The organism is Oryzomonas sagensis (assembly GCF_008802355.1).
Lineage (GTDB): Bacteria > Desulfobacterota > Desulfuromonadia > Geobacterales > Pseudopelobacteraceae > Oryzomonas > Oryzomonas sagensis.
Genome location: NZ_VZRA01000005.1, coordinates 23,260 through 48,777, shown reverse-complemented (window position 1 = coordinate 48,777; position 25,518 = coordinate 23,260). Strand labels below are relative to the sequence as shown.

Annotated in this window: 28 protein-coding genes and 2 tRNA genes; 14 read left to right on the top strand and 16 right to left on the bottom strand. The window is 57.1% G+C overall.

What is annotated here, in order from left to right:
* Nucleotides 1-481: 481 nt before the first annotated feature.
* From F6V30_RS15175 to F6V30_RS15145, 7 genes are all read left to right on the top strand, one after another.
* Nucleotides 482-2,044 (top strand): alginate export family protein, encoded by a 1,563-nt coding sequence (locus F6V30_RS15175; protein WP_151157812.1) that lies wholly within the window; start codon nucleotides 482-484, stop codon nucleotides 2,042-2,044.
* A gap of 118 nt (nucleotides 2,045-2,162) precedes the next feature.
* The gene (locus F6V30_RS15170; protein WP_151157811.1) at nucleotides 2,163-2,939 is read left to right on the top strand and encodes an IclR family transcriptional regulator; all 777 of its coding nucleotides are present in this window, start codon (nucleotides 2,163-2,165) and stop codon (nucleotides 2,937-2,939) included.
* Between the two features lie 172 nt (nucleotides 2,940-3,111).
* Nucleotides 3,112-3,209 (top strand) — tRNA-Sec (locus F6V30_RS15165).
* A gap of 360 nt (nucleotides 3,210-3,569) precedes the next feature.
* Nucleotides 3,570-3,998: a hemerythrin domain-containing protein gene (locus tag F6V30_RS15160; protein ID WP_151157809.1), complete on the top strand. Its 429-nt coding sequence runs from the start codon at nucleotides 3,570-3,572 to the stop codon at nucleotides 3,996-3,998.
* 347 nt (nucleotides 3,999-4,345) lie between these two features.
* Nucleotides 4,346-6,256: a selenocysteine-specific translation elongation factor gene (gene selB / locus F6V30_RS15155; protein ID WP_151157807.1), complete on the top strand. Its 1,911-nt coding sequence runs from the start codon at nucleotides 4,346-4,348 to the stop codon at nucleotides 6,254-6,256.
* A 298-nt stretch (nucleotides 6,257-6,554) separates the two neighbouring features.
* The gene (locus F6V30_RS15150; RefSeq protein ID WP_151157805.1) at nucleotides 6,555-7,310 is read left to right on the top strand and encodes a dolichyl-phosphate beta-glucosyltransferase; all 756 of its coding nucleotides are present in this window, start codon (nucleotides 6,555-6,557) and stop codon (nucleotides 7,308-7,310) included.
* Nucleotides 7,307-8,734, top strand: coding sequence for a hypothetical protein (locus tag F6V30_RS15145; protein ID WP_151157804.1), 1,428 nt, complete (start codon nucleotides 7,307-7,309; stop codon nucleotides 8,732-8,734). Before F6V30_RS15150 ends, F6V30_RS15145 begins: the two co-directional genes overlap by 4 nt.
* Before the next feature lie 118 nt (nucleotides 8,735-8,852).
* On the opposite strand, the gene F6V30_RS15140 is transcribed toward F6V30_RS15145, so the two are convergent.
* Nucleotides 8,853-8,942: transfer RNA gene (locus tag F6V30_RS15140), tRNA-Ser, on the bottom strand.
* A gap of 285 nt (nucleotides 8,943-9,227) precedes the next feature.
* Here F6V30_RS15140 and F6V30_RS15135 point away from each other — a divergent pair.
* Nucleotides 9,228-9,482, top strand: coding sequence for a hypothetical protein (locus F6V30_RS15135; RefSeq protein ID WP_151157802.1), 255 nt, complete (start codon nucleotides 9,228-9,230; stop codon nucleotides 9,480-9,482).
* Nucleotides 9,483-9,645: 163 nt separating this feature from the next.
* On the opposite strand, the gene F6V30_RS15130 is transcribed toward F6V30_RS15135, so the two are convergent.
* Genes F6V30_RS15130 through F6V30_RS15100 form a run of 7 tightly spaced genes read right to left on the bottom strand, consistent with a single transcriptional unit; the run spans nucleotide 9,646 to nucleotide 15,038 of the window.
* Nucleotides 9,646-10,770, bottom strand: a complete 1,125-nt coding sequence (locus F6V30_RS15130; protein WP_151157800.1) for an MBL fold metallo-hydrolase — start codon at nucleotides 10,768-10,770, stop codon at nucleotides 9,646-9,648.
* A gap of 37 nt (nucleotides 10,771-10,807) precedes the next feature.
* Nucleotides 10,808-11,737 carry a DMT family transporter gene (locus F6V30_RS15125; RefSeq protein ID WP_338042779.1) on the bottom strand — a complete coding sequence of 310 codons (930 nt, stop codon included), beginning with the start codon at nucleotides 11,735-11,737 and terminating at the stop codon, nucleotides 10,808-10,810.
* Nucleotides 11,734-12,171: a (deoxy)nucleoside triphosphate pyrophosphohydrolase gene (locus F6V30_RS15120; protein ID WP_151157799.1), complete on the bottom strand. Its 438-nt coding sequence runs from the start codon at nucleotides 12,169-12,171 to the stop codon at nucleotides 11,734-11,736. The genes F6V30_RS15125 and F6V30_RS15120 overlap by 4 nt, the downstream gene beginning before the upstream one ends.
* Nucleotides 12,172-12,219: 48 nt before the next feature.
* Nucleotides 12,220-13,086, bottom strand: a complete 867-nt coding sequence (locus tag F6V30_RS15115; protein ID WP_151157797.1) for a YitT family protein — start codon at nucleotides 13,084-13,086, stop codon at nucleotides 12,220-12,222.
* A gap of 51 nt (nucleotides 13,087-13,137) precedes the next feature.
* Complete coding sequence (locus F6V30_RS15110) at nucleotides 13,138-13,761, bottom strand: HAD family hydrolase (RefSeq protein ID WP_151157796.1); 624 nt, start codon at nucleotides 13,759-13,761, stop codon at nucleotides 13,138-13,140.
* On the bottom strand, nucleotides 13,751-14,080 hold the full coding sequence (locus F6V30_RS15105; protein ID WP_151157794.1) for a cupin domain-containing protein: 330 nt from the start codon (nucleotides 14,078-14,080) through the stop codon (nucleotides 13,751-13,753). The genes F6V30_RS15110 and F6V30_RS15105 overlap by 11 nt, the downstream gene beginning before the upstream one ends.
* Nucleotides 14,081-14,087: 7 nt before the next feature.
* Nucleotides 14,088-15,038 (bottom strand): CopD family protein, encoded by a 951-nt coding sequence (locus tag F6V30_RS15100; protein ID WP_151157793.1) that lies wholly within the window; start codon nucleotides 15,036-15,038, stop codon nucleotides 14,088-14,090.
* A 276-nt stretch (nucleotides 15,039-15,314) separates the two neighbouring features.
* Here F6V30_RS15100 and F6V30_RS15095 point away from each other — a divergent pair, with 276 nt between their 5' ends.
* Complete coding sequence (locus F6V30_RS15095; RefSeq protein ID WP_191965728.1) at nucleotides 15,315-16,016, top strand: GGDEF domain-containing protein; 702 nt, start codon at nucleotides 15,315-15,317, stop codon at nucleotides 16,014-16,016.
* Nucleotides 16,017-16,028: 12 nt separating this feature from the next.
* On the opposite strand, the gene F6V30_RS15090 is transcribed toward F6V30_RS15095, so the two are convergent.
* Nucleotides 16,029-16,520 (bottom strand): DUF4118 domain-containing protein, encoded by a 492-nt coding sequence (locus F6V30_RS15090; protein ID WP_151157790.1) that lies wholly within the window; start codon nucleotides 16,518-16,520, stop codon nucleotides 16,029-16,031.
* Nucleotides 16,521-16,637: 117 nt separating this feature from the next.
* Nucleotides 16,638-16,958, bottom strand: a complete 321-nt coding sequence (locus tag F6V30_RS15085) for an Hpt domain-containing protein (protein ID WP_151157788.1) — start codon at nucleotides 16,956-16,958, stop codon at nucleotides 16,638-16,640.
* Between the two features lie 174 nt (nucleotides 16,959-17,132).
* On the opposite strand from F6V30_RS15085, the gene F6V30_RS15080 reads away from it, so the two are divergent.
* From F6V30_RS15080 to ruvA, 5 genes are all read left to right on the top strand, one after another.
* Nucleotides 17,133-18,380, top strand: coding sequence for an NAD(P)/FAD-dependent oxidoreductase (locus F6V30_RS15080; protein WP_151157787.1), 1,248 nt, complete (start codon nucleotides 17,133-17,135; stop codon nucleotides 18,378-18,380).
* A 413-nt stretch (nucleotides 18,381-18,793) separates the two neighbouring features.
* A complete protein-coding gene (locus tag F6V30_RS15075) occupies nucleotides 18,794-19,519 on the top strand; it encodes a polyprenol monophosphomannose synthase (protein WP_151157785.1) in 726 nt (241 codons plus the stop codon).
* A 7-nt stretch (nucleotides 19,520-19,526) separates the two neighbouring features.
* Nucleotides 19,527-19,709: a hypothetical protein gene (locus F6V30_RS15070; RefSeq protein WP_151157783.1), complete on the top strand. Its 183-nt coding sequence runs from the start codon at nucleotides 19,527-19,529 to the stop codon at nucleotides 19,707-19,709.
* Nucleotides 19,710-19,751: 42 nt separating this feature from the next.
* Nucleotides 19,752-20,288: a crossover junction endodeoxyribonuclease RuvC gene (gene ruvC, locus F6V30_RS15065; protein WP_151157782.1), complete on the top strand. Its 537-nt coding sequence runs from the start codon at nucleotides 19,752-19,754 to the stop codon at nucleotides 20,286-20,288.
* A complete protein-coding gene (gene ruvA, locus F6V30_RS15060) occupies nucleotides 20,285-20,884 on the top strand; it encodes a Holliday junction branch migration protein RuvA (RefSeq protein ID WP_151157781.1) in 600 nt (199 codons plus the stop codon). Before ruvC ends, ruvA begins: the two co-directional genes overlap by 4 nt.
* Before the next feature lie 165 nt (nucleotides 20,885-21,049).
* Here the strand turns inward: ruvA and F6V30_RS15055 are convergent, their stop codons facing one another.
* The 6 genes from F6V30_RS15055 to F6V30_RS15030 form a co-directional block, all read right to left on the bottom strand.
* The gene (locus F6V30_RS15055; protein WP_151157779.1) at nucleotides 21,050-21,937 is read right to left on the bottom strand and encodes a TPM domain-containing protein; all 888 of its coding nucleotides are present in this window, start codon (nucleotides 21,935-21,937) and stop codon (nucleotides 21,050-21,052) included.
* 78 nt (nucleotides 21,938-22,015) lie between these two features.
* Entirely contained in the window at nucleotides 22,016-22,600 is a 585-nt protein-coding gene (locus F6V30_RS15050) for a LemA family protein (protein WP_151157778.1), read from the bottom strand.
* A gap of 42 nt (nucleotides 22,601-22,642) precedes the next feature.
* A complete protein-coding gene (locus F6V30_RS15045) occupies nucleotides 22,643-22,912 on the bottom strand; it encodes a SemiSWEET family sugar transporter (protein ID WP_338042778.1) in 270 nt (89 codons plus the stop codon).
* Nucleotides 22,909-23,652: an RNA methyltransferase gene (locus tag F6V30_RS15040; RefSeq protein ID WP_151157776.1), complete on the bottom strand. Its 744-nt coding sequence runs from the start codon at nucleotides 23,650-23,652 to the stop codon at nucleotides 22,909-22,911. Before F6V30_RS15040 ends, F6V30_RS15045 begins: the two co-directional genes overlap by 4 nt.
* The gene (locus F6V30_RS15035; RefSeq protein WP_151157774.1) at nucleotides 23,649-24,287 is read right to left on the bottom strand and encodes a DedA family protein; all 639 of its coding nucleotides are present in this window, start codon (nucleotides 24,285-24,287) and stop codon (nucleotides 23,649-23,651) included. The genes F6V30_RS15040 and F6V30_RS15035 overlap by 4 nt, the downstream gene beginning before the upstream one ends.
* Nucleotides 24,288-24,315: 28 nt before the next feature.
* The gene (locus F6V30_RS15030; RefSeq protein ID WP_151157773.1) at nucleotides 24,316-25,278 is read right to left on the bottom strand and encodes a GTPase-activating protein; all 963 of its coding nucleotides are present in this window, start codon (nucleotides 25,276-25,278) and stop codon (nucleotides 24,316-24,318) included.
* Nucleotides 25,279-25,518 lie beyond the last annotated feature (240 nt).

Genomic DNA, 25,518 nt, shown 5'->3' with positions numbered 1-25,518 from the left:
TAAAAATAATTTACTGCTATAATATTAGCTATCATTTATTGCTCTGGTTATTATCGCTGTAACTAGCTATCAAATAAATAAAAAAACCATTTATTAGCTTAAATACCATTCCAATAGTTATTGTTGCTCCTCGCTGTACACACCCTCCCTGTTTTAAAATAATAATAAAATCATAGTGATATGAGTTTGTGCGATCTGGCATTAGAGTTGCTAAAGTATTAAAAAAAGCAACAACACCGGGTCGTTTGTATCGATTCTGGCTCTAGCTGAAACAGAGCCGCTTGGCTTCAGTGGTGCCTCGACTTTTAAAGGTTTGTGTCTCCTTCATGTGATGGGGGGTAAATAGCTACCCCCACGTTTTTGAGACTAGTTGTGCATAACATACTATTTTAAATGGATAATATCCTTTTGATTTGATGCGAGAAGAGGCCGCACAATCCACCCCTTGCTGGTTGGATACAATTCACTAAGGAGGAATTGAATGGAGCGTTTAAGCAGCAGGAACAAAATGAAGGTAGCTCTTTTGGGGGCTTGCGTCTTGACGATGGCGACAGCAGTGCAGGCGTCGGCGTTTGAAAATGAATTTCACGGCTCGTATATGTTGAAGTATTTTATCTCCAACTACGAACAGGGTGGGGCGGGAGCCATTTTATCCGGCCCCACCCCTGCGTTCCCATCAGGCAATACAACCAGTAATCTCCGTATAAACAATTATTTTGAACAGCGTGCACGCCTTTTTTATACCGCAAAAGCCAGCGATGACCTGAAGCTGGTAACCGGCTTTGAAATGGACTCCGTTTGGGGCGACAAGGCTCAAGGGGCCTTGACGGCAGCCAACTCAAACGCAACCGCTTCAACAACAACCGCCGCCTTCAGAAATTCCGGTGGTGCCTTGGAATCTGATGCCGTAAACCTCGAAACCAAGTGGGTATATCTCGACTTTAAAATCCCAGCGACCCCAACCCGGGTAAGAGCCGGTATTCAGCCGTTCAAGGATTCCATCAAGGGAGTCATGTTTGATTTTGACGCAGCGGGAATATCTGCTTCCACGCAGGTGAATGCCGCTACCTTCAACACTGCATACATTCGTGGGTATGACCAATCTTATTTCAGCGTAGGCTCACCCATGAACCAGGCAAATGTGCGTGGCAACCAGAATCTTGACATCGGCGTGGTCGAGCTTAAGTATGCCCTCAATAAATCCGCGAATGTCGGGGCAGCCTACTACATCTATGGCGACGGCCGGCCGCTTTATCTCTCTGCGACGGCAACCACCCCCGTCGACACGTCGACTCAAGTTCATGCCTTTGGCCTGACGGGAGATGCAAAGGTGGGGCCGGTGGCCCTCAGTGGTTTTGCCGCTTACCAGGGAGGTATACTGAGAAACGTCAACAGCAATGGTGATAGCGCTTTTCTCAATGCCTTCGCCTATAACGTGGCCGGTAAAATGGATGTTGGCCCCGGTACGCTCAAAACAGCCCTTCTCTTTACCTCCGGGAATGACAACAACGCCTCAACTCTCAAAAGCAAGCACCTGACCGGGTGGGTTACCGTAAACCAGTCGCCCGATGCCATCTGGGGCGTTTCCTCCGTCAGCAGCTACAATGAGAGCGGCATGATCCTCCTCAACAGAAACAATCTGACGTCTGGCCCGACGACTGAAAACATGATGGTCTACAATATGGGCAATGGTACAACGCCAATAAATCAACAAGGTTTGTATCTCTATACCATCGGATACGACGCGAATATCACCCCAAAGCTGTCAGCATCGCTCAATGCGGGAGCTGCATGGGCGGCCCATACAAATGCGCTTAAGCCGACGGATAAGCATAACAATATCCAGAATGCCTCGAACTATATGGGTACTGAGTTGAATATAGTAACGAACTATAAATTGTACGATAACCTTGAGGCAAAAATACAGGCAGCATATGTTTTCCTTGGTGGGTTCTACAAAAATTCCGTACTGAATGGCAAAAATGCTGTCGCCGATCCTGAATCTCCCTATACGGCACGCGTGGTTCTGCAATATTCATTTTAGCTAATATGCTAATTAAGGGTGGCGCCTTTACAATGGCGCCACCCACGAATGATCAATTATATAAACTAGAGAATGCAGTAAAGGGAAAGCTACGCTTTGATATTTGCGGAGCGAATAAATGAACCTGGATAAACAGCGTTATTGCATACAGTCTGTCACCAACGCTCTCGATCTCCTGGAGCAGTTCCAGAGTGGGGGGGGGGAGCTTAGCTTCAACCATTTGGTTGACTCTATGCACCTCTCCGAGGATAAGGTGCTTCGCTTGCTGACCACCCTGGAAAAACGCAACTATATAGAGAAAGATATGACGACAGGCCGCTGCCGCTTGGGGCTGCAGGCCTTAAGATTAGGACAATCCGCTATCAGGCATATGGGCCTGTTGCGCCATGCAAGGCCGGTATTGGAGTCGCAAGTTCATCAGCATAACGAAACAACCTACATAGCGGTTCTCAGAGATTCCTTCAGTATCTGCCTCGACGCGGTTGAGTCAAGCCAGCCGGTTCGTGTTGTCCCACGGCTGGGAGCTTGTCTTCCAACCTACTGTACGGCCGGGGGCAAGGCACATCTGGCATTCATGAAAAAGAAAGAGTTGTTACGGCATCTCCCCGTTGGCAAATTGCAGCGTTATACATCAAATACCATTACGGACCGGGATCATCTGTTGCGACACTTGCAGGAGGTGGCTGAGCAGGGATTTGCTATTGATAATGAAGAATTATATGTGGGGGTTATGTGTATCAGCGCGCCTCTTCGCGACTCAATCGGCAGTATCGTTGGGACACTGAATATATCAGGGCCGGTTTCTCGCTTTACCAAGCATATTATCGATGAAAAATTGGCGCCTTTGGTCAAATGCGGAGCCGCTGAGATATCGGGGCGACTCAGATCATGTTGAAAATTGAAATTATAGATGGCCGCACATAGATCATGCAAACGGCAGCGCAATCGGCCCATGGACCTGCCAGGGGCGTCGATAAGCTGGCGAATGTGGCGGATGAACTAGGAGAGCTCGTCGGACAATTCAGGTTAGCCTGGGGGGACGTGGAGCGGCATGGCAACCTTACAACGGAAGCACAACCATCGCTGGTGGGTGGCCCGGTCTTCAAAACCGGTGAGGGAGATGAGAAATTTCCTTGGTGGGTTCGATTCCCATGTGCTTCCGCCAAATTTACAGTTACCGCCTCACGACATATTGAGGGCGATCTCGGTGACAGAGGTTTGCGACATAAAATACATAAAGCGGTTTCAGCTCGGCTCTTGCACCTGCGCTCAATTCTTATGGATGATTACTACAGATATCAGCATAAATGCACCGTAGACCTGCCCACATGGCTGCTCACGATTTGCATATCCTGGTGGGCTTTCTGAAGGCGTTGGCCGAAGGTGCTTTCGTCTGCGGGCACTCCGACTGCGCCCCGCCGTCTGATCATGTCATGCCAGGCCGGCTCCGCGTGATGTTGGAACATGCGTAATAAACGGAGGGCCTGTTGTCCAGCGGGCCGGTAAAATGCGAAGAGAGCGAATTATGGAAATGGACACTTATAGGCAATGCGATCCACCCTTTCCCTGCATGCTGGTCGCTACCAAGCGGCTAGCCGAAAGGGAACTCTGCTGCGACAGTCGTTACCGGAGCATCATAGACCAATTGGACGCCATGTTTGGGCAGCTCCTGCTGCAGCCCGATAAAGACTTGGGGGCAGACTTCGATCACCTGCTGGATACCGTGTTGGAACATGTCGGCAGTGAAAATATCTCTATGGGGATTGTGGGCTTCCCTCAGGCCATTCAGCACGGTCTCAATCACCAGTTCGTCTGTCTCAAAACTGCCGAACTGCGTCACCGTATCAGGGCGGGGCAGCAGGTAACAACGGAAGAATTGGGACAGGTTCGCCAACTCTGGCTTAAGCATATTGAGACGTATGACCATGATTTCGAAGATTTCCTCGCCTCGTAAAAGATGACGCCCCTCCGGACATGGAAAACGCACACCCTCCAAAAAACGGCTGCACTCCAACGTATCAAAATGTGTGCAGTTTCGTGAGAAACCCTTTCCCAGAATGTTACTGTTACGCGATGTCCAGCAGAAATATTGCCAACATAATAACCTATTGCGGGGATGATTTCGAATCATGCGCCGTATATCGTCAACGGACCAAAGCATCATGATGCTTTGGTCGGGAAAACGTTGGTGCACCGCGCTGGTGCCAGGCCGGCGGCCATGCGACCGTTTCGATAGTTGTTCGTAATTATTGGATAAATCCGTCTTGCATGTATTCCGTTTTTTTCTTGGGGGATGTCGCAATGAAACACCTTATACTCGGCACGGCAGGCCATATTGACCACGGCAAGACCTCGCTGGTACGGGCACTGACCGGTATTGACACCGACCGCCTCAAGGAGGAAAAGGCTCGCGGCATCACCATTGAACTGGGATTTGCCCACTTGGAGCTTTCCCGAGACATTACGTTCGGGATAGTCGACGTGCCGGGGCATGAAAAATTCGTACGGGCCATGGTGGCTGGCGTTGGCGGTATGGACGTGGTCATGCTGGTGATTGCCGCTGACGAAGGGATCATGCCACAGACGCGAGAGCACCTGGATATCCTGCGACTTCTGGGAGTCAAAAGCGGCTTGGTAGCCCTGACCAAAAGCGACATGGTGGACAAAGAATGGCTGGAACTTGTCACCGAAGAAACGCGGGAGTTCGTGGCCGGCAGCTTCTTGGAAAACACCCCGATCGTACCGGTATCGGCGCGCACCGGCGCAGGCCTCGACGTGTTGAAGAAAAAGTTGGCGCTGCTGGCGGACGTTGCTTCCGAGAAACGGCGTGAAGGCCATTTCCGGCTGCCTGTGGACCGGGTCTTTACCGTGGCCGGTTTCGGCACCGTGGTGACCGGGACACTGCTGTCAGGGGAGATTGCCGTAGGAAACGAGTTGGCATTGCTTCCCACGGGCAGAGAAGGGCGAGTCCGCAGCATACAGGCCCATGGGTGCAAGGTCGATAAAGGGGCGGCAGGCCAGCGCCTGGCGGTCAACCTGCAAGGTGTGGATCTGGATGAGGTGCGCCGCGGAGACGTGGTCACGCCACGTGGCGTGTTCCAGCCAACTCGAGTTGTGGACGCCCGCCTCGATTATCTGCACACGGCGACCCGTGAGTTGAAACACCGTGCCGGCGTACGTCTCCATTCGGCCACATACGATGTGCAGGCCCAGGTAATCCTGCTGGACCGTGACGCCCTCCGGCCCGGAGACAGCGCCTATGTGCAATTGCGCCTTAATGAGCCGGTGCTGCTGATTTCAGGGGACAGCTATATCCTGCGCACCGCCTCACCTGCCACTACCGTGGGAGGAGGCGTGGTGCTCGACCCCTTCCCGCCACGACGCCGGCGGCGGAACGAGGAAGCCATACAACTGCTCGCCTCCCTGGATGGCCGGGAAGACCGGTGCATCATCTCGCTGATCGTTGGGCAAAGCCTATTATCCGGAATCTCGTTCGAAGATCTCCTGTTGCGCTCCGGTATCCCCCGGAAACCGGCTGAAGCAGCACTCGCGGCGCTGCTGTCCTCCGGCGATATCGTTCAAATGGCGCGAGAGCCGCGAATCCTGCTGGGCCGGGAGGCCTTTGCAACGCTCAAAAAGGTGCTGTTGGACGAAGTCGCCACCTATGTGACGGCCAATCCGCTGAAAAACGGGATAGGAAAGGAAGAACTCAAAACACGCCTACCGCAAAGGAGTGACCAGCGCTTCTATACCCCGCTTCTGCTTGCGTTGGAGCATGAAGGCAAGCTGCTGCCCGACCGGGATATTGTGAAGCTGACAGGGCAGATCTCGCGTCCGACACGCTCTACTGCCAACCTGGGCGATGCCATTATATTGTTTCTTCAGGAGAGGGGAATCGAAGCCCCTACGGTCAAGGAGATCATGGAGCGCCTCCGCTGTGATGAGAAGTGCGTTCGCGATACCATGGCCATGTTGACTCGCAACGGCGATGCGGTGCGGGTCTCTCATGATTTGTTCTACGCAGGGGCGGTCTTGAGTGGCTTACGAGACAAATTGGTATCCTATCTCCAAGATAAAGGAGGAATAACCCCCCCTGAATACCGCAATATAACCGGCCTGTCACGCAAGTATCTGATCCCTCTGCTTGAATACTTCGATAGTGAAAAGGTTACCATCCGTTTGGGAGATTCACGGGTGTTAAGAAAACGGTAGTTTGGCACGGGAAGCATTTCCCGCATATTGCTACTGAAGAGGATACCAGGCATCAGACAAAATATAAGCGAGCCATAACCGCTATCGTCTTGATGATCAGGTTGCGCGCCCTATCACATCCGGCATAGTTTTGCCGACTAGAGTCTGCTGGTGTGAATTGAACCGTTACGCTTGGTAAAGATGAGGCAAATCAGGCCGTGATCGAGAAGTTCAACCGGCACGGGAAATGAGATGCTTTTGGACAATATCTTGCATACTCATTAAAGCATTTCCTCCTTTGCCGCCTGGAGCTTACGGAATGATCTCGATTATAATCCCCGCTTATAATGAAGAAAACCGGCTCCCATACTATCTTGACAGCATCCTGCAGTACCTCGAACAAAAAAAGCGCATCTATGAAATCCTGGTGGTGGATGACGGCAGCACCGACGCCACCGCGGCGGTCGTCAAACGCTTCATGGCGTTGAATGCAAACGTGAAGCTTATCCGGCTTCCCCGCAACCGTGGGAAGGGATTTGCGGTAAAGACGGGGATGCGGCAGGCCGTCGGCAGGTTGCGCCTGTTTGCCGATGCCGACGGCGCCACGCCGATTGAAGAGCTCGAACGGCTTGAACGGTCCATCGAGGCCGGGGCGGATGTGGCGATAGGCTCCCGCGCGTTGCTGAGCGATGCGTGTTCGGTGAAAGCACGGATGCATCGTAAGTTAATTGGCGCGGTATTCAACACTATCGTACGAACAATGGCCGTAAGGGGTATCCGTGATACCCAGTGCGGCTTTAAGCTTTTTACGGCCGGAGCGGCTGCCCGGATTTTCTCCCTTCAGCAGTTGGACGGCTTCGGATTTGATGTCGAGATCCTTTGTATCGCAAAGCGAAACGGGTTGTACATTTCCGAGATACCGATAAATTGGCGGGACGTCAAAGGCGGAAAGATCCGGCTGATTCGTGATTCCGTCAGCATGCTCTTCGACGTGATCAGAATACGGATCAACGAGTTGCGAAATAAATATGCCATTGAGCGCATGGGCACATTACAAGGAGAACCCCGCAAGTGAAAATCGATTGGAAATATGTTGGCGTTTTTGCTTTGGCGGCTGTGGCCGCTTCTTTTTTGTACTACTACAAATTCCTGAATAATTTTTTTGTGGATGATGATTTCAAATACCTGGAGAATATGTTCCACGGGCCGCTGGCGGTTTTGTTGGGCTACGGCACCATACGGGTAGTATCCAACACCGTCTGGTGGCCGCTCTATGCTCTGTCGGGCCTCGATCCCTTCGGGTACAATCTGTTCGGCGTAGTCATGCACGCCGTCGATTCCGTCCTGCTCTGTATTTTTCTCATGCGGCTGACAGGGGACAAGATTCTTGCCGCCATCTGCGGGGGGATCTTCGTCCTGAACTCCGTCGGCTGTGATGCGCTCTTCTGGAAGGCGGCGAGCAATACGCTGATAAATGTCTTTTTTTACCTGATCACGTTGTACCTTTATGTCGTTTACCGCCAGGAGGGTTCCCGGAAGCATCTCCTCCTTTCGATCGCTTCATATCTCGTGGCCATGTTCAGCAAGGAAGACGCCGCCTCGATGCCATTTATCATTCTCTTGCTGGAATTGACCTTCTTTGACGGGTTGCGGTCCGTTAAAGAGACCATCATGAGGACTGTGCCGTATGCGGCCGTAATCGTCGCGTATGCCTTAACCAATCATCTGGTCTTTAACGTTCTGCTCAACACCAGCGCCGAACATATTCAATTTTTCAAAATAAGGCCGCTTCATTCCCTTCTAACCCCATGGAGCGTATTTTTTCTACGCCCCGAGGGGTTCCTGAAACCTGACAACCCGGCGATCCCTGCGACCATTATCGGGATTGTCGCCAGCTTTTTCTGGGTGAAAAACAGAAAGCTCCTCTATTTCGGCTATGGCTGGATATTTTTGGCGTTCCTGCCGCAGAGCTTTACGAGCCTTGGCCATCTTGAACCGATATATATTGCCAATTCAATCAGCCGGTACATGTATATCACCTCCATCGGCTCGTCCCTTGTCCTGGGGGCGGTCATGGTGCGCCTGCGGGAGAAATTCTCCCGAACGGTATTCCTGTGCGGAGTGGTCATTTTTTTCTCATTGTTCATCCCGCTGAACTACGGGCTGGTTCAGGCTCGAGGAGTGGAGTGGCAAAACGGAAACGAACAAACCGCCCGGTTTCTGGTGGCAATAAAGAAAATAATTCCCGTCCTCCCCCCAAAAACTAACATTTTTATTGAAGAGCCCCCTGCCGGGCGCGCCTTTATCCAACAAGCGCTACGAGCTTTTTACGGCAATACGGATATTACATGGATATCCGACCCTATCCATTATGTTCATCAGCCGGGTGTTAATTCTTTTCTCGTTACGTGTTTATGGGGATACGAAGGGGAATTGAGTTTGCACGTTCGTTGGAATGATAGCGCGGGTCAAAAACATTATGTCTCGAGTGATTTTTGAGAGGGGTATTTTGTTACAGGCTGATCTAAAAAACAATTTTTGCTACTAAATTGCTACCAAAAGACCAAGTTTTAAAAAGAAAGGGTTGCAGCACGATTGCTGTAACCCTTTGTTTTTATGGCGGAGAAGTAGGGATTCGAACCCTAGGTGGAGTCACCCCCACACTTGATTTCGAGTCAAGCGCCTTCGACCACTCGGCCACTTCTCCAAAAATGAGTGCGTACCTTATCCTAATTTTGGTCAAAACTCAAGCCCTAGATGGCGACTGGCGCCGGGAAGCCTTGCACGTTATTTGTCATATTAAAAAATTGACAGATCGTAAGATGGGTATCAGGATTAATGGCAATCGATCCCGAGCCCACCCAAACGTCTCCTCTTGCATAGAAAAGAGCAGGAGAAAGGGGACCGGCCTCGGCCGCCACCGGAAGGCAACGCTTGAAATAGTTCCTACGTTGCCGATAATGTTACTATATCGATCACATGGAGGCTATCAATGCCACTGGCTCAACTTTCACCCGCTGTCATTGTGGGAACCCCGACGAACCTCAATCCACTGGCCCAGGCGAACAACAGCGCTACGGCGGCGGTCGTCGGCACCATCGCCCAGAAGAACACGCAAAAGGCAAAGAGCGATTCAGTGACCATTTCGCGTGAAGCCATGGCAAAGGCGGCAGAGGCCGACGCCCGGAACGGCAGCGGCAAGGATGCCCAGACCAAAGATGCAACCCCACGGGCGAAGCCCCGCTAAGCCTTCCAACCTTCCTTTCGTATCGAGTGTGCCGACGGATTCAGACGCATTACCGTTTCCTCCACGCCTTATCTTGGCTCGTCCGGCATGGATTACCCTGGTCTTGACTGCTGGTTCGGCCGTTGTTGCTCACGTGCCCGCACTCCTATCGGTTGCCGCGGCGTCATCCGGTTTCTCTCCCGTTCCCTCCACCGGGCCGCAGCCAGGCAGCCACGTCGGCAACGCCGACCGGCGCGGGAACGATGTGCTTGGGGAGTCGTAGGATCTCGGTTCCCTGGGGTGGTTGCAGTTCGTGGTACAGATCCACGGTGCGGCGCAGGTAGCTCTTGGAGAGGTGCAGGGGGAGCAGGTAACGTGGCACCAGGCGTCCCGCCAGACGGTTCAGGTCGCCGGTGGTGAGATGGTAGGAAGCCCGGGCCTTGTGCACATCCGCCTCCAGAAAGGTGCACTCGGCACAGAGTAGCGTCAAGCCTCCCATGAAACGCTCCATGACGGCCACGTTTTCCCTGGTCCAGCCGACGTCTGTGACATAGCCCAGGGAGGCGGTCGTCTCCTGGGCGCGGATGGCCTCGTACAGGGCTGTTGGATCGCCGGCCGGCTCTTCCCTCGATCCTTCTCCGTCCCGCCGGGTGACCAGCACCTCATGCTGCCCGTAACCTTTCCACACCCTGGTCTTCAGGTCCCGCAGCCACTCGCCGGCTACCAGCCCGTGGGCCTCCAGCTTGGTGGGGTCAATGGTGAAGTGGGGTTGTTCGTTGGCCCGGAAAGCGAGCACCGGCAGCTTGTGATCCAGTATCTCGGCCTCGACGGATAGGTAGCGGCATGCCCAGATCTCCCGGCCGATGCGGGGTTCTTCGCCCTCACAGGTGCCTATGAACCGGTCGGGTCCGGGAAAACGGTAGTGGATGATACGGTCGGCATGGACCTCGTGGAGTCGCAGGGTAAACCAGGTCGGTTCGGCCAGATTCCAGTCGTATCCCCCCAATAGATGTTGGACCCGTTCGGCGATGCCGGGTGGACCGAAGACGTCCAGAGGGCGGGGGGATGCGTGGTGGTGGCGCACCAGGGTGGGAAGTCCCATGATGTGATCCATGTGGGCGTGGGTGATGAAGACCGCCGCGATGGGTTTGACGACCCGCTTGGCCAAATGGGCGATCTGCCCGCAGTCGAAGAGCAGAGCACGTCCCAGGGGCCGGATGCGCAGGAAGATGAGCGGATCATCCAGCAGGCCGCCGAAGCAGGCCGGCTCGCAATAGCGGAATGGAAGACGATGGTTGCCGTTGACCATGGCTGTTCAACACCTCATAAGGGGGCCCGGCGCTGTATCATGTCACTCCGGGGACCCCGCCCTCTGCCTCCACATACCTTTTCACCAACCTCCGCTCCATAAAGTAGCGTACCCCCAGGGGAATGACAACAGCGATGAAGATGATCCCACAGCCGAGCCATTCGCGGGCGGAGAGGCGTTCACCCAGGACAAAGAAGCCGGCGACCAGGCTCCAGACCGGGTCGAGGGTGTAGATGAGCCCGGCCCGGGTTGCGGTGACGTAACGCTGGTAGGCGTTCTGGAGGGTGAAACAGAATACGGTGGGGAACAGGGCGCAGTAGGCCACCGACAGGAGGGCGGAGCGGTGCAGCGTCACATGCGGCAACGGGAGCAGCAGGGTGATGCATCCCGCCATCAGGGATGCCGTGGCAAACTGCACCAGCGAGACCAGGTAAACATCGTCGTCCCTCAGCAGTTTGGAAACGGCCACGACCTGGCAGGCGATCATGAGGGCGCAGAAGGTGGAGAGCAGGTCGCCCCGGTTGAACCCCTCGCTGCCGCCGGTGGCCAAGAGCCAGATGCCGCCTGAAGCCAGGATGATGCCGGCCAGGTTGATACGGCCGATTCTCTCGCCCCAGGCGATCTTTACTATGAACGGAATGAATAGAACAAACAGGTTGTTGAGGATTCCGGCCCGGGAGATGCTGGTCCCCTGGACGCCGAAGACAAAGCTGATGTTGGTCAGCCCCAGGGTGACACCGACCGCGGCGCCGCGCCACAGGATCTGCCGGTTGAAATTTTTGAGCCGCCGGCCGGAGACGAACAGCATGATCATGGCTGCCAGGCTGAAACGCATCAGGACGAAGAGCTGGGGCGGGATCTCTCTCAGGCCGATCTTGGTGAAGAGGAAGCTGCCCCCCCAGAAGAAGGTGGTCAGGATCAGGATGAAATAGACCTGTCCCATGGCGGGCTTGGGCGGGGAGGTCACGGATGCGCCCCCTCTCCAGCCCCGAGGGACCGGGTTGCCAGATAGCCGGCGATGATCGGCAGATCGGCCTCGGCCCAATCCAGGACGAGCATCTGCTCCGGTTTCAGCCAGGCCACGGCTCGGTGTTCGATCAGGGTCAAGGTGCCGTCTCCGGGGGTGCAGACAAAGGGATAGAGCGTGACCGTGAAGGCTTCATAGGCATGGGTGGCGACCGGGAGCGCCCGGCCGACGTTGATGCCGATGGCCAACTCCTCCCGCACCTCCCGGACAAGGCAGGCCTCGGGCGTTTCGCCCGACTCCAGTTTCCCGCCGGGGAATTCCCATTTGAGGGGCATCTTCATGGTTTCGCTGCGTTGGGCGGCCAGGGTCCTCCCATCATGTTCGATAATGGCGCAGGCTACGTGGATATGAGGTTTCACAGGATTCGCTTTCATTCAGTGTTCTTGAGGTGCGCGGTTGCGGCCGCCATTCAGTTATTGCGCCTAATGCAAGGCCGGTTTTTTGATGATGCCGCCGACAACATCCGCCAGCGGGTGGACCAGGATGAAGGACGATTCATCGATTTCCGTCGCGGCATTCTTGACATTGCCGATCTCCAGGCGGGTGACGACGCAGTAGAGGATGTGCATATCCTTGCCGGTTTTTCCTCCCCGGCCTTTATACACGGTTACGCCCCGGTTCAGGACCCGCACGATCGACTCCCGGATCTCGTCGCTCTTCTCCGAGACGATGATCACCGCCGTGTATTCCTCGATGCCGTGGATCAGGAAGTCAACCGTCTTTGACGCCGCCAGGTAGGTGAGGATCGAGTACAGAGCCGATTCGATGCCGAGGAAGAAGGCCGCGGCGGCGAAGATCAAGAGATTCATGAGCAGGATGACATCGCCGACCTTCAGCAGATTACTGTTTTTGCTGATCAAGAGCGCCACGATGTCGGTGCCGTCCAGGACCGCTCCGCCCCGGATGGCCAGCCCGATCCCGGCACCGATGAAAAATCCCCCGAAAACCGCTGTCAGGAGCTTGTCCGGTGTGACGTCCGGGTAGTGGACGAAGGTCAGACAGAGGGAGAGGCCGGCGATGGTCAGGGTGCTCTTGATGGCGAACATGAGGCCTATCTGGCGGTAGGCGAGGGCAATAAAGGGAAGGTTGATGAGCAGGATCAGGAGCGCCAGGGGGATGCCCAATACGTGGGAGAGCAGCATCGAGATGCCGGTCACGCCGCCATCGATGAAGTGGCTGGAGAGCAGAAAACCTTTCAGCCCCAGGCCGGCAGAAAAGATACCCAACACAATCAGGACCGTATTCAGGGATTCCCGCAGGATCGTTTTTTTGGAGAGAGTCCGGCGCATTATCTGAAAAATCCTCCCAAAGCAAAATTGAAATAGTGTGGCGGCGGAGCCTTACCGGTCGAGCCGCAGAGCCAACTCTTCCAGGGTTCCGACGCATATGTCGGCCAGTTCCGGCCAGCGGAAGCAACGGGTGGTGTCCACATGCACGGTCAGCGCTCCGGCGAGACGCCCGGCCTGCAGATCGTAGAGATAGTCCCCCACCATGACGGTGGTTGCCGCCTCCGCGCCCCAGAGCGCCATCAGGCGGTGAATGCCGTCCGGGTCCGGTTTGGGGAGGGCTTCGTCCCGCCCCAGCACATCGTCCGCGGCAAAATACCCGCCGAGGCCGATCATCCCCAGGGTGCGCAGGGCGTTATCGCGGGTATTGCGGGTCAGCACCCCCAGGGAAGCGCCGGCGCTGTAGAGACGGTCCAGCAACTCCTGCGCCCCCGGGGCGGCCTCCGTGATGCGGGCCAGCTCCAGTTCGATCTCCTGCAAACGGACATGCAGCGGATGCGCCCGGTGCTCCGGCAGGGAGGCCAGGTGGCCGAGGATGTCGCAACCATCGGGTATGGACAACTCCTGCCGGATGGCGGCGAAATCATGCACCGCCACGGTCAGGGTGCCGTCCAGGTCGAAAACCCAGTGGGAACGGGCCGCGATGGGGGCGGCGTATCTGGTGCCGTTATCCGCCAATATGCACCGCCAGCCAGATCGTCGTTTCGTTCGGAGCGGTCCAGGCCACACGGTGGCGCCTTCGGGCCGGGATCATGAGATAATCGCCCGCGGTCAGGCGACGCAACTCCGGTTCCCCGTCGAAAAGGAGCCCGGCGCTACCCGCCAGCAGCAGCACCCATTCGTCCCGGTCCTGGTCGTACCATTCCCCCTCCGGCGTGGCTTGGCCGTGGGACAGGATGCGCTCGATGCGTACGGTCCCCCTGTGGGCCAGGGTTTCGAACAGTTCCGCGGGCAGATCGGGGGGGATCTGGCTGAACATGTTGCCGGATTCCGTCATGGTCGTCTCACCACCAGCGCCAAAGGGCAACGATCAGGGTGATTGCAAACACCATGACCAGGTTCATGTATGCCATGAAGAAGAATACCCGCTCATGGAGCGGCCGCGTCGGCGTGCCCGGGGTTTGGGCGATGGTCCCGACGCGGGGCAAGGCCAGTAGCCGGTCCTCGCCGTGGGGAGCTTGACCGAGAAACATGGTCAGGTCCTGGCCGGCAGGGTGGCGCCCGGCGTGTTTGCCCCCTTTCCAGAGGACGCTGGCGCTGGCGTCGTACACGGTGCCGTTGTGGGCGAAGTAGGCCGGTCGCCCAAGGGACCCGTCGTAAAAGGCCAATTCTTCCGGCGTGAAAACGGATGTGCCCGATGGGGCCGGGATGGCCGCTTCTTCCCTCCGTGCCCGCAAGCGGGGGCCGATCACGAATACCACCACCAGGGCGGAGATCACCATAATGGCGAACAGGCCGATCTTGATCATCAACAGGATACCGAAACGGGTGTGAAAGAGCATCTCGGCGGAGGTGATCCGGTAGTGGGCCAGGATGGCGCCGGTCAGGGCCATGGCAGCCATGGAGGCCAGCCCGACCCGCACCTCGCCCCGGGGCAACCCCTGCGAGGCGTAGGCCGGTTTGAGCACCAGATGCACATAGAGGATCGTGCCGAACCAGAATATGCCCACCAGCAGATGGAGATAACCGCTCACCAGCCGGACGACGCGGGAGAGGGCATCACCGGTGCTGCGCTCCCGGGGGGGCGCTTCGGCGGCCTTCGGCGTGACGTCGGCCAAGGAGTGGTGCAGCTCAAACCGCTTGCCTGCCGCGGTCAGTTCACCGCCGCCGGTCTGGCTCAGGTGGCAGTAACCGCATTCCTTGCCGGTCTGCTGCGCATACTCTTCCAGGGCGTTGGCTGAAATATTTGAAAATACGATCAAGACGATTGTTAATGTATATAATGCAATTTTCATGCGGCCCTCCATTGTCTGATACCACTCCACAGGGCGGAACGCAGACCGTCTGAATCGCCCACTCTGTCTGCCGCTCATTACGAGTTTCCCGTGAAGGTCAATTCTTACGTTATTTCATCGCCCGACGCAAGGCTTCCGGCATGCCGGCCGGATGATTGGGGCTACCTGCGATGAAGCGTGACAAAACAGATATAATCGGATAATGTAACACATTACAGCCATATGCCGGCAATTTCCCCGGCGGTGATCTTCGCGGCACCATGTGGAGGGCGGACCATGGCCTTGGACAGAAAGATATCCGGAGCGGCAGTGCCTGACGACATCGGTCAGTTCGAGAATATTATCGCCGAGGGCAACCCCCTGTACCCCAAGTTCAAGCTGCTGCTGGAGAGCTATAAAAAGCTTGCCCACCACGCAGAGGGCTTGGCCTACGAGAATGAGCTTCTCGGTACCCAGCTTGTGGAGCTTAACCGCTCCCTGGACCTGGCAACCAGGGTAGACCCCATGACCGGTCTGGCGAACCGCCGCCACATCAAGGAAAAGGTTGAACAGGAATATAGCCGCGCCCAGCGTCACAATCGCATTTTTTCCATCATTCTGGCCGACATCGACAACTTCACGAAGATCAACGACACTTACGGCTATAATGCCGGGGACGATATTCTGGTGGAAATATCGCGCGTTTTCATGAGCTGTGTTCGCCAAGAGGATGTCTGTGCCCGTTGGGGGGGCGAGGAGTTTCTTATCCTTCTTCCCGAGACGACGATTGAGGGGGCTCTGGCGGTGGCCCAGAAAATCCACGAGTCGATTGCCATGACGGAATTCAAGGCCAACAAGCCGGGCATCCGGACCACCATCAGCATAGGACTCAGCGAGTACAAGCCCGGTCAGGCGCTGTTCGAGTGCATCAGTCGGGCCGACCATGCCCTGCGCCAGGCCAAGAAAAGCGGGAAAAACCGTTATATTGCCGAGCCGTAACCGTAACCCCTGTCAATCCCCTTTAATGCCTTCGGGCGTTCCTCCGTGCCCCGCCGGGGGAGAGGGCTCATTTCCCTGGACGCTTTCCCTCAGTTTGCCCAGTTCGTGGAGCGCTTCTTCCAATCTCTGATTGAGCTGCATTTCGTTGAGCAGCATCTGTCTGATCTTGGCGATGGTGAGCGCCGTGGTAAGAAATGAGATCAGGCGCATGAACATCTCCCAGTAGATGAAGTAGGCGCGGGAGTAAGGATGGTTGGTATACTTGTCCGAGAAATACCAGCATATAGCCGAGGCGCCTGCCATGAAGAGGCCGGGACGTTTGCCGCCCAACCAGGCCGAAACCGAAACCGGGATGAAGTAAAAGATGAAAAAACCGAACTCGTAGCCGGTGGCATAGTCAAGCCAACCTATGAGCAGCAGCATAATAAGACTGACGGCGTAGACCGCCCGGTCCCTGGCGGGCGATGGTGCCAAAACAGGCGGGACGATATAGGTACGGCCCATGGGGGCACTCCATGATCATAGAGAGATGAAGCACAGCATACCAACTCTTTGCAAAAAAAACAGCACGTGTTACAAAAATAGTAAGGGTGGGGTGTGGGGGCCGGTTTCGGCGGCAGGTCAGGACAGTTCGGCAATCACCTCATGCAGCTTGGCATCGATCACGGGGAGAAGAGCGCTGATAATACTGACGTCGCCCTGGTTTCCCGCCAACTCCGCCTGGCGGGCGAGTTCGCTGAGCTCATATGCCCCGATGGTGGCCGATGAGGATTTGAGGGAGTGGGCGTGACGGATTGCCACAATTAGCTGGCCGGCATCAACGGCATCCCGCAGCTTGCGTAGGAGTTTCGGCCCATCTTGCTTGAAGATGGTGCAGATTTCGGCAAACAGTTCCTGATCGTTATTTAGCCGCTCAAGCACCGCGAGTTTGTCAACTGTCATGTGTAGTCCTCCGACGGCACCGAACTGCGACCTGAATTCTTTGCCTTATAAGTTTTTGAGATCATAAAGAATAAATATAATGATGACAAATTTTGGACATGTCTGCAATAAAACTATGGCCGCTCTTTGGAAAGAGCCCGATACAGAGTCTACTTAAGCGGGGGCGGGAGCACTATGAAGCGAGTAGTGATAGCAGGAATGGGGTTCGGCGGTTTGAGCGCGGCTAAAAGCCTTGCGGGAAGCGGGCTGGAGGTCGTGATGGTCGATCGCCACAACTACCATCTTTTTCAGCCATTGCTGTACCAGGTGGCCACGGCCGGGTTGGAACAGGAGTCGATTGCCTACCCGATCCGGGCTTTGGCCCGGCGCTGGCGGGGCGCGCATTTCAGGCTCGGGGAGGTTACCGGCGTCGATTTCAACGGCAAAAGGCTCATGCTCGAAGACGGGGAAATCCCCTACGACTACCTGATTCTGGCGGCCGGCAGCCGTACCAACTTTTTCGGCCAGGCCGATATCGAGCGGCACGCCTTCGATCTCAAGCGTCTCGATCAGGCCGAGAATCTGCGCAACCATGTGCTGCTGGCCTTTGAACGCGCCTCCCGCGAGCCCGACCGGGAGCGCCGGAAGGCGCTCTTGACCTTTGTCATCGTTGGGGGCGGGCCGACCGGCGTTGAATTCGCCGGAGCCCTGCGCGAACTGGCCGTCCATGTGCTCTCCCGGGACTATCCCGAGGTGCGGCCGGAGGAAACCCGTATTATCCTGATGGAAGCGTCATCGTCCCTCTTGTCTGTCATGCCCCGGCGATTGCAGGGATATGCCCTGGAGAGGCTGCGCTCCATGGGGGTCGAGGTCATGCTGGAGACCCGGGTGAGCGGCGCGGATGGGGAGCATGTTTATCTCAACGGTGGGGAGGTCATCCCGACCCATACCCTGTTCTGGTCGGCAGGCGTGGCGGCCGTCGAACTGGCGGGAAAACTCGGTCTGGCCCAGGCTGGGGCGGGCAGGATCGTCGTGGCCCCCGACCTGAGCATTGAAGGGCACCCGGAGGTTTTTACCATCGGCGACATGGCCTGCCGGGAACAGGACGGCGCCCCCCTTCCCATGTTGGCGCCGGTGGCCAGCCAGCAGGGGCAGTACGTCGCCCGCGCCATCCGTGCCAGGGAGCAGGGGGCGAAATTGCCCCCATTCCGCTATCGGGACAAGGGGACCATGGCCACCATCGGCAGAAACGCCGCGGTGGCCACGACCCACGGCGTGAGTTTTTCGGGCTATCCGGCGTGGCTGGTCTGGCTGCTGCTGCATCTCTACTACCTGATCGGATTCCGCAATCGTTTGCTGGTGCTGATGAACTGGGCCTACTACTATTGGTTCCATGAACGCCAGGTCCGGCTGATTACCGCTTCCGCCCGCCGCTCTCCCTGAACGGTTCGGGCGCTGTCGGCCGCCGGGCCGGTCTGCGGTTTCTCTCTGTGGGAAATCTGGCCGGAGGCCGCGAAAACACGGACTGCCCGGTATGCAAGACCACGGTCGTCAGGCGCGAAGAGTTCCAAGTCCTCGATAACAGGCCAGCAGGGAACGCTTGCCTCGGTGCGGTACGGAACTTGCTGGCATATTCGCGTGACCTGTTTTTGCCGCGAAAACCCAGAAAAAGGCAGGTAAGCGGGGGGCATTTTGTCATTGCTTGGTTGCCTCTCTGATCATGCCCCCGCGCCTGGAGCTTTGCGGCAGATGGCCGGGGTTATCCGCCTTGACTTTTGCGCAGGTCATGCCGTACATTCGTCAGCTGTGAAAGATGCTGGCGATACCCATCCCACGCGACCTGGAGAACTCGGAACTTGAAAGCTATCGTCGTCATTCCCACCTACAACGAGCGGGACAATATCGTCCGGCTTGCCGGAGAGGTCCTCGCCCAGCACCCCGATCTGCAGATATTGTTTGTGGATGACAACTCGCCCGACGGCACCGGAACGCTTGCCGACGAGCTGGCCGCCGGAAACGGGCGGATCAGCGTGATCCACCGTTCCGGCAAACTTGGCCTGGGGTCTGCCTACCGGACCGGCTTCAAGGCGGCCCTTGCCATGGGGGCAGATTACCTGATCGAGATGGATGCCGATTTTTCCCATTCCCCAACGGTGCTGCCGCTCTTCCTCGAAGCCATCCGGAACGCCGATCTGGTCGTCGGGTCACGCTATCTCAACGGCGTCAGCGTCGTCAACTGGCCCATTCGCCGTCTGATGCTCAGTTTCTTCGCCAGTGTCTATACCCGTTTTGTGACCGGCCTTCGGGTCAAGGACTGCACGAGCGGGTTCAAATGTTTTCGCCGCTCCGTGATCGAGGCATTTGATCTGGATAGCGTCAAATCGGACGGCTACTCGTTTCAGATAGAGATGAACTACCGCTGCATGGAAAAAGGCTTCAGGATCGTCGAAGTGCCGATCATCTTCATCGACCGGCATGCCGGCACCTCAAAGATGTCCGGCAAGATCGTCCGGGAGGCGGTCACCATGGTCTGGAAGCTTCGTTTGGGGACGCTCTTCCGGCGTTTGGTCGGGAAAGGATAGTGACATAATGGGTGAAGCGTGGGGTATTGTTACCATAGTCGGGTTTGCCGGCTGGCTGACGGCGTCTTTGACCTTTCTTTTTACATCGTTTCCCGAACGGGGACGCTTCGAAAAACGGCCCGCCATGGTGTGGGGGGGCGTCCTGGCCGTCTTCTACGCCGTGTGGATCGCCGGACTGCTGAATGCCTGATACCACGATTGGGCATCGGTATCGGTATCAGGCGGTGCAGCCATGAGGGTATTGGGCATCGATCCCGGTTCGCGCATCACCGGTTACGGTATCGTGGAACAACAGGGAAATCGTCTCGTTCACGTTGACAACGGCGCTATCTTCACCGACAGCGCCGCTGATTTTCCCGGACGCCTGAAACGGATCTTCGACGGCCTTTGCTCCGTCATCGCCCAGTACCGGCCCGATGGGGTGGCGGTGGAAAACATCTTCTTTGCGACCAACGCGCAGAGCGCCCTCAAGTTGGGCCAGGCGCGGGGCGCGGCCATCGTGGCGGCGGTGCATGCCGGCCTGCCGGTGGCCGAATATACGGCGCTCCAGGTCAAGCAGGCGGTGGTGGGGCAGGGCCGGGCAGAAAAAAGCCAGGTGCAGAAGATGCTCAAAGCGCTCCTGGGCCTGCCCGAGATCGCCCAGGCCGACGCCTCCGATGCCTTGGCGGTTGCGGTCTGCCATATCAATTCCTCCGCCTTGAAACAGATGACCGGGAGTGCCAAGCCGGCGTCACGGAAACCCACCTCCTGGAGGGACATGAAGCTATGATCGCGCTGCTGACCGGGGTTATCGCCTATAAATCGCCGGATCACATCATCCTCGACGTACACGGCGTCGGCTATCGGGTGTTGATCCCCTTTTCCACCTACTACGAACTGCCCGAGGAGGGGGGGACCGCCTCGCTCCACATCCATACCAGCGTGCGTGAGGACGCCATTCAACTCTACGGCTTTCGCACCCGCCTGGAAAAATCCTTTTTCCAACTGCTGATCTCGGTCTCGGGCGTCGGCCCCAAGATGGCCCGCGACATCCTCTCCAACATCCAGCCCGGCCCGCTTGCCCAGGCCCTCGTCCAGGGGGATGTCCACAAACTCTCCGCAATTCCGGGCATCGGCAAGAAGACCGCCGAGCGCCTGGCCCTGGAATTGAAGGACAAAGCCGGCAAGCTGGATCTGGCTTCAGCCCCGGCCTTCGAGGCACGGGAGATACCGGCGGAGGATGTCATGGACGATGTCGTCTCGGCGCTGCTCAATCTGGGGTACAAGGAACCGCAGGTGCGCAAGGCCCTGGGGGGACTTGACGCCACAGGTGGGGGCACGGTGGAAGAGTTGCTCAAGCAGGCTTTGAAGATACTGATGAAATGAACCAAAAGACGGCAGTTATTCACCACAAAGAGCACAAAGGATGCACAGGGGGAGTGGCGGAAAACCGTTCGCTCACTACGCGAGTCCAGCCAATTACGAAATTGTCATATGACTCAATGAAATCACCCTTTGTGTCTTTGTGGTGAACTACTTTTCGAGGATGAATCAGTAGTCATCCGACGACCCGCCGCCATCGAAGCCGCCGCCCCCGCCGGAAAAACCGTCGTCGCCGCCGGATGAGCCTCCCCCCCCGCCATAGAAACCGCCGCCTCCCCAACCGCCTCCGTAGAAGCCGCCGCCCCCGCCTCCACCGAACATGCCGGAGAACAGCAGGCTGAGCAGAAATCCCACCACGAGGCCGACGCCGGCCAGGATCAACAGCATCGTCACGCCCAGGCCGGGAAAGGCCAGGAAGGCCGCCAACGGCAGGCCGACCGCCCCGGCCAGGCCGCTCAGGTAGCGGGAAAACGCGCCGAGCAGGACGGCCACGACAGCGATCAGCAGCAGAAGTACGGGGAACGAAGCAGAACTCTTCTTATGGGCACGTTTGCCCGCATCCTGGGGGGAAGCCGTGAACTCCCCCCTGGTCGCGGAGATGATGGCGTCGATGCCGGCGGTGACGCCCTGGTCGAAGTTGTCGGCTTTGAGATAGGGGCGCATGACGTCACGGATGATATGGCTGGCGGTTATGTCCGGCAGCACCCCCTGGAGCCCCATGCCGACCTCGATGCGCACCTTGCGCTCGGCCTGGGCCAGGATCAGCAGCACACCGTTGTCCTTGCCCTTCTGGCCGAGCTTCCACTGTTCGGCCACATGGATGGAAAATTGTTCCAGGTCGTCCCCCTGGAGCGTGGGGACGGTCAGCACGGCTATCTGGGTGGATGAGTCACGCTCGAAGGCGGCCAGTTTTTGATCCAGTTGCCGCACGGTTTCGGGCGACAGCATCCGGGCATAATCGTTGACCCGTCCGTTGAGCTGCGGGACATCGAGGGCCGGCAACGGGAGCGGCAGAAGAACCAGAAGCGCCAGTATGAAGATGTTGCGTAACCTCATGGTAATGCCCCCGTTGCCACCCCTGTCCCGTGCGGTGCGTTTATTCCGGCGAACTGGCCGCACGGGACACGGTTTGGACTAAAACTTGATCTTTGGCGCCGTTTTTGCCCCTTCTTCCGCCTTGAACGCCTCTTTGCGGTTCAAGTGCAGCAACAGCGAGTTGGTAAGCGAATTGGGAAAGGTGCGGATGCTGGTGTTGAAGACCTGCACGCTCGTGTTGTAGCGCTCACGGGCCACGTTGATGCGATTCTCGGTCCCTTCGAGTTGCTTCTGCAGGTCCATGAAGTTCTGGTTCGCCTTCAGGTCCGGGTATTTCTCCACCACGACCATCAGGCGGGAGAGGGCGCCGGAGAGTTCGCCCTGGGCCTTTTGAAACTTGTTCAGGCTCTCGGGATTGTTGAGGACATCCTTGCTGACCTGCATGGAGCCGACCTTGGCACGGGCCTCGGTGACCGCCTTGAGCGTATCGGCTTCATGTTTGGCGTATCCCTTGACCACTTCCACCAGGTTGGGGATCAGGTCGGCCCGGCGTTGATAGGACGATTCCACGTTGCCCCAGGCGGCCACGACCGCTTCCTCGTTGGCCTGCATGGTGTTGTAGCCGCAGCCGGACAAAAGCGTCAACAGCAGCAGGATGGGCAGCTTCGCGACGATTCTCTTCATGGTGTTCCTCCATTTATGCTAGGTGATGAAATGTGGGCCCCGTCAAGCGGCGTCGTTGCCATAGTGGAGCTTCAGGCCGATGAGCAGGGCGTTGCACGCCAACGGAACAATATTGGCCACGATCAGCGGCAGATTATGGATAAGCATACCGTAAACGATCCAGAGGGCAACGCCGATGGAGAGCAAGAGCGGTTGCCAGACGGAGATGTCCCGGGCATGACGGGTGCGCAGGGTTTTTATAACCTGGGGGACGGCCGCTATACTGGTCATGGTGCCGGCAACCAGTCCGAGGAGCGTCGGGTCCAGGTTCACGGCCGTTTCCTGCCGTCGAAATCACTGCTGGCCCAGTCGATCTGGGAGACGGCGCCCCGCAGAATGGAAACCTCGCGGCTGTCGAGTTCGGCCCGGAAAAATATCCTCCTCATGGAGCGCATGATATGCTCCGGGTTTTGCTCGTTGAGAAAGCCGATCTTCAGCAGGCAGGAACTCAGTTGGCCAAAAAAAGACTCCATCTCCTCCGACGTCGCCAGCGGTGCCGTGCGGCCCCCACCGGGAGGCGAACCGGCCTTGCCCAGTTCGTAGCAGAACACCAGGACCGCCTGAGCCAGGTTGAGGGAACCGTAATCATCGGCTGAAGGGATGGTGGCATGCCAACGGCAGAGCGACAACTCTTCGGTGGTCAGCCCGCTGTCTTCCCGGCCAAAGACGATTGCCGCCCGGCAATCCGGGCCGGCCTGCTCCTTGAGGTTGGCGGCCACCTCCGTCGGCGAGAGGATCTCCTGGCGATACTTGCCGTGACGGCGGGTGGTGCCGACGGTCAGGGTGCAGTCGGCCAGGGCGGAGGCAAGGTCGGGGAATACCACCGCCTGTTCCAGCAGGTCTTTGGCCGCAACGGCGAATTTGAGGGATTCGGGGTGGAACCGGTCGCACCCCTTGACCAGCCGCAGCCGGGAAAGCCCCATGTTTTTCATGGCGCGGCAGGCCATGCCGACGTTGCCGGGCGACTGCGGTTCCACCAGCACGATGGAAATACTGTCCAAAATGGATTTCATAAGGTCGTTTTCCTTGCTTTCTGCAGAGCGCGCATCCTGGCAAGTCGCTGCCGGACCGGCCCTTTCAGTTTGAAGCCGTGGTAGGCGTGAAAGCACCAGGTCATAATGATGAATCCCACCAGCGCCAGCATCAGGTACTGCTCGTATTTGCCCACATCGTCCAGCACCAGCGCGGCGCTTTTGCCGAACAGGTAGCCGGCCAGCGAGAAGACGGCCGCCCAGGAGAGGGCGCTCAACAGGTTGATCCAGAGGAATGTCCGGGGCGTCAGGCTCGTGATGCCGAGGATGATGGGGAGCACGATGCGAAATCCGTAGGTGTAACGTGAGATGAAGGCCACGAACGATCCGTACTGTTCGATCAGGCGGAGCGCTTCGCGAAATTTACGGGCAACCGGGTGAAACCGTCGCAGCAGACTCTTGCCTCTGAACCGGCCGAGGTAGAAGTAACACTGATCACCGAGGAAAGAGCCGGCCCATGAGGTGAGAATGACGCCGGCCACATTCAGATACCCCTGGAACGCCAAAAATCCCGCCATGATCAGGATCGCCTCCCCCTCGAGAAAGGTGCCGACGAACAGGACCCAATAACCGTGGAGTTGGAGATACTCTTTGAGTAGTTGCTGGAAGTGCACCATCTGCTCCCGTCAGCACGCGGTCCACCGGTTATACTGCCAGGCGCCCTGCTATTTCCGATCTCATCAGATCGATCATCTCGTCAATGCGGGTATTGCTGTCAATGCGTCTGGCTTCGCCTTCAAACAGGGTGATGAAGGCCTCGCTTTTTTCGTCGTCGGAGAGGATTCGGTTGCCACCGGCCTTTTGCAGGCCCCTTTCGACGGCGACGCGCCCCTCCTTGGAGAGGTACGCCGCGGCGATTTCCTTGAGATCCTCCACCAGCGCCTGGAGCCGCCCGTCATCCAGCCCGGCCTTCGCGCCCGCCCCCTGCTGCTCAAAATGTGTCTCTTTTGGGAGGATCGTCTGGCGGGCCTTGGCTGCTTCCCACAGCTTATCGAGGTTGACCATCTTCAGCAGATTGTACCGCAGCAACTCCTCCATCGGTTTGGTGGAGCAGACATCCACCAGCGCCCCCGGAAGCGCCGCAACAGTGCGCGATTCTTCGGGAGACGCCTCGACGGTTCTTGCCTCGTCGTGGTAATAACCGATCGGCTGGCCGTCCTTGTAGAAGATCATGGCGGAGCGTTCTGCCGTGTAGAAACGGACCACGCCGTTGAGCCCCTGGCTCCTGAGCTGGGCCAGTGTTTCTTTCATGTCTATTTGGCGCACCTCACTGCCGTGCAACAGTTTGCCGCCCAGAAGCAGCGCGTGGGCGCATACGGCCAAATCGGCCGTCATACGATAGATGTTGATCTCGCCGCCGGAAGAGAGAATTTTGTCAAACAGCAGTGTAAACGCTTCGAAGCCGGTTCGCTCCTTCTCCCCATCACTGGAGCTGACACAGATCAGTGCCCCCTTGATAAAGATGCAATCCGCCTCGAAATCCGTATCAGTATACCTGAGATAACCGGAAAAGCCGCCCTTGGCCAGCTTGTTCAGCACCTCGGAAGGCACGACCTTGCGGGCGGGTATCTTTTCATACAGTGGGTTCGCTTTGGGTAAGAAACGCATTGTTTGTCTCCGGAATATTCCAGAATATGCAGATGAATACGACGGCTGACCGCCCCTAACGTCCACTCATTTAAAGTGTTTCAGCCTACTGTATTTCTCTGGCCATGTCAAAATGTAATTGAGCGGGATGATGCGGCAAAACGCCGGGCGTCGTGGCTTTAATATGCTTGACATGTCATGGGCGTTTGATTAACTATTTGCGTATGTTTATGAAAGATTTCCGCCCCCTGCCGGTAGCAG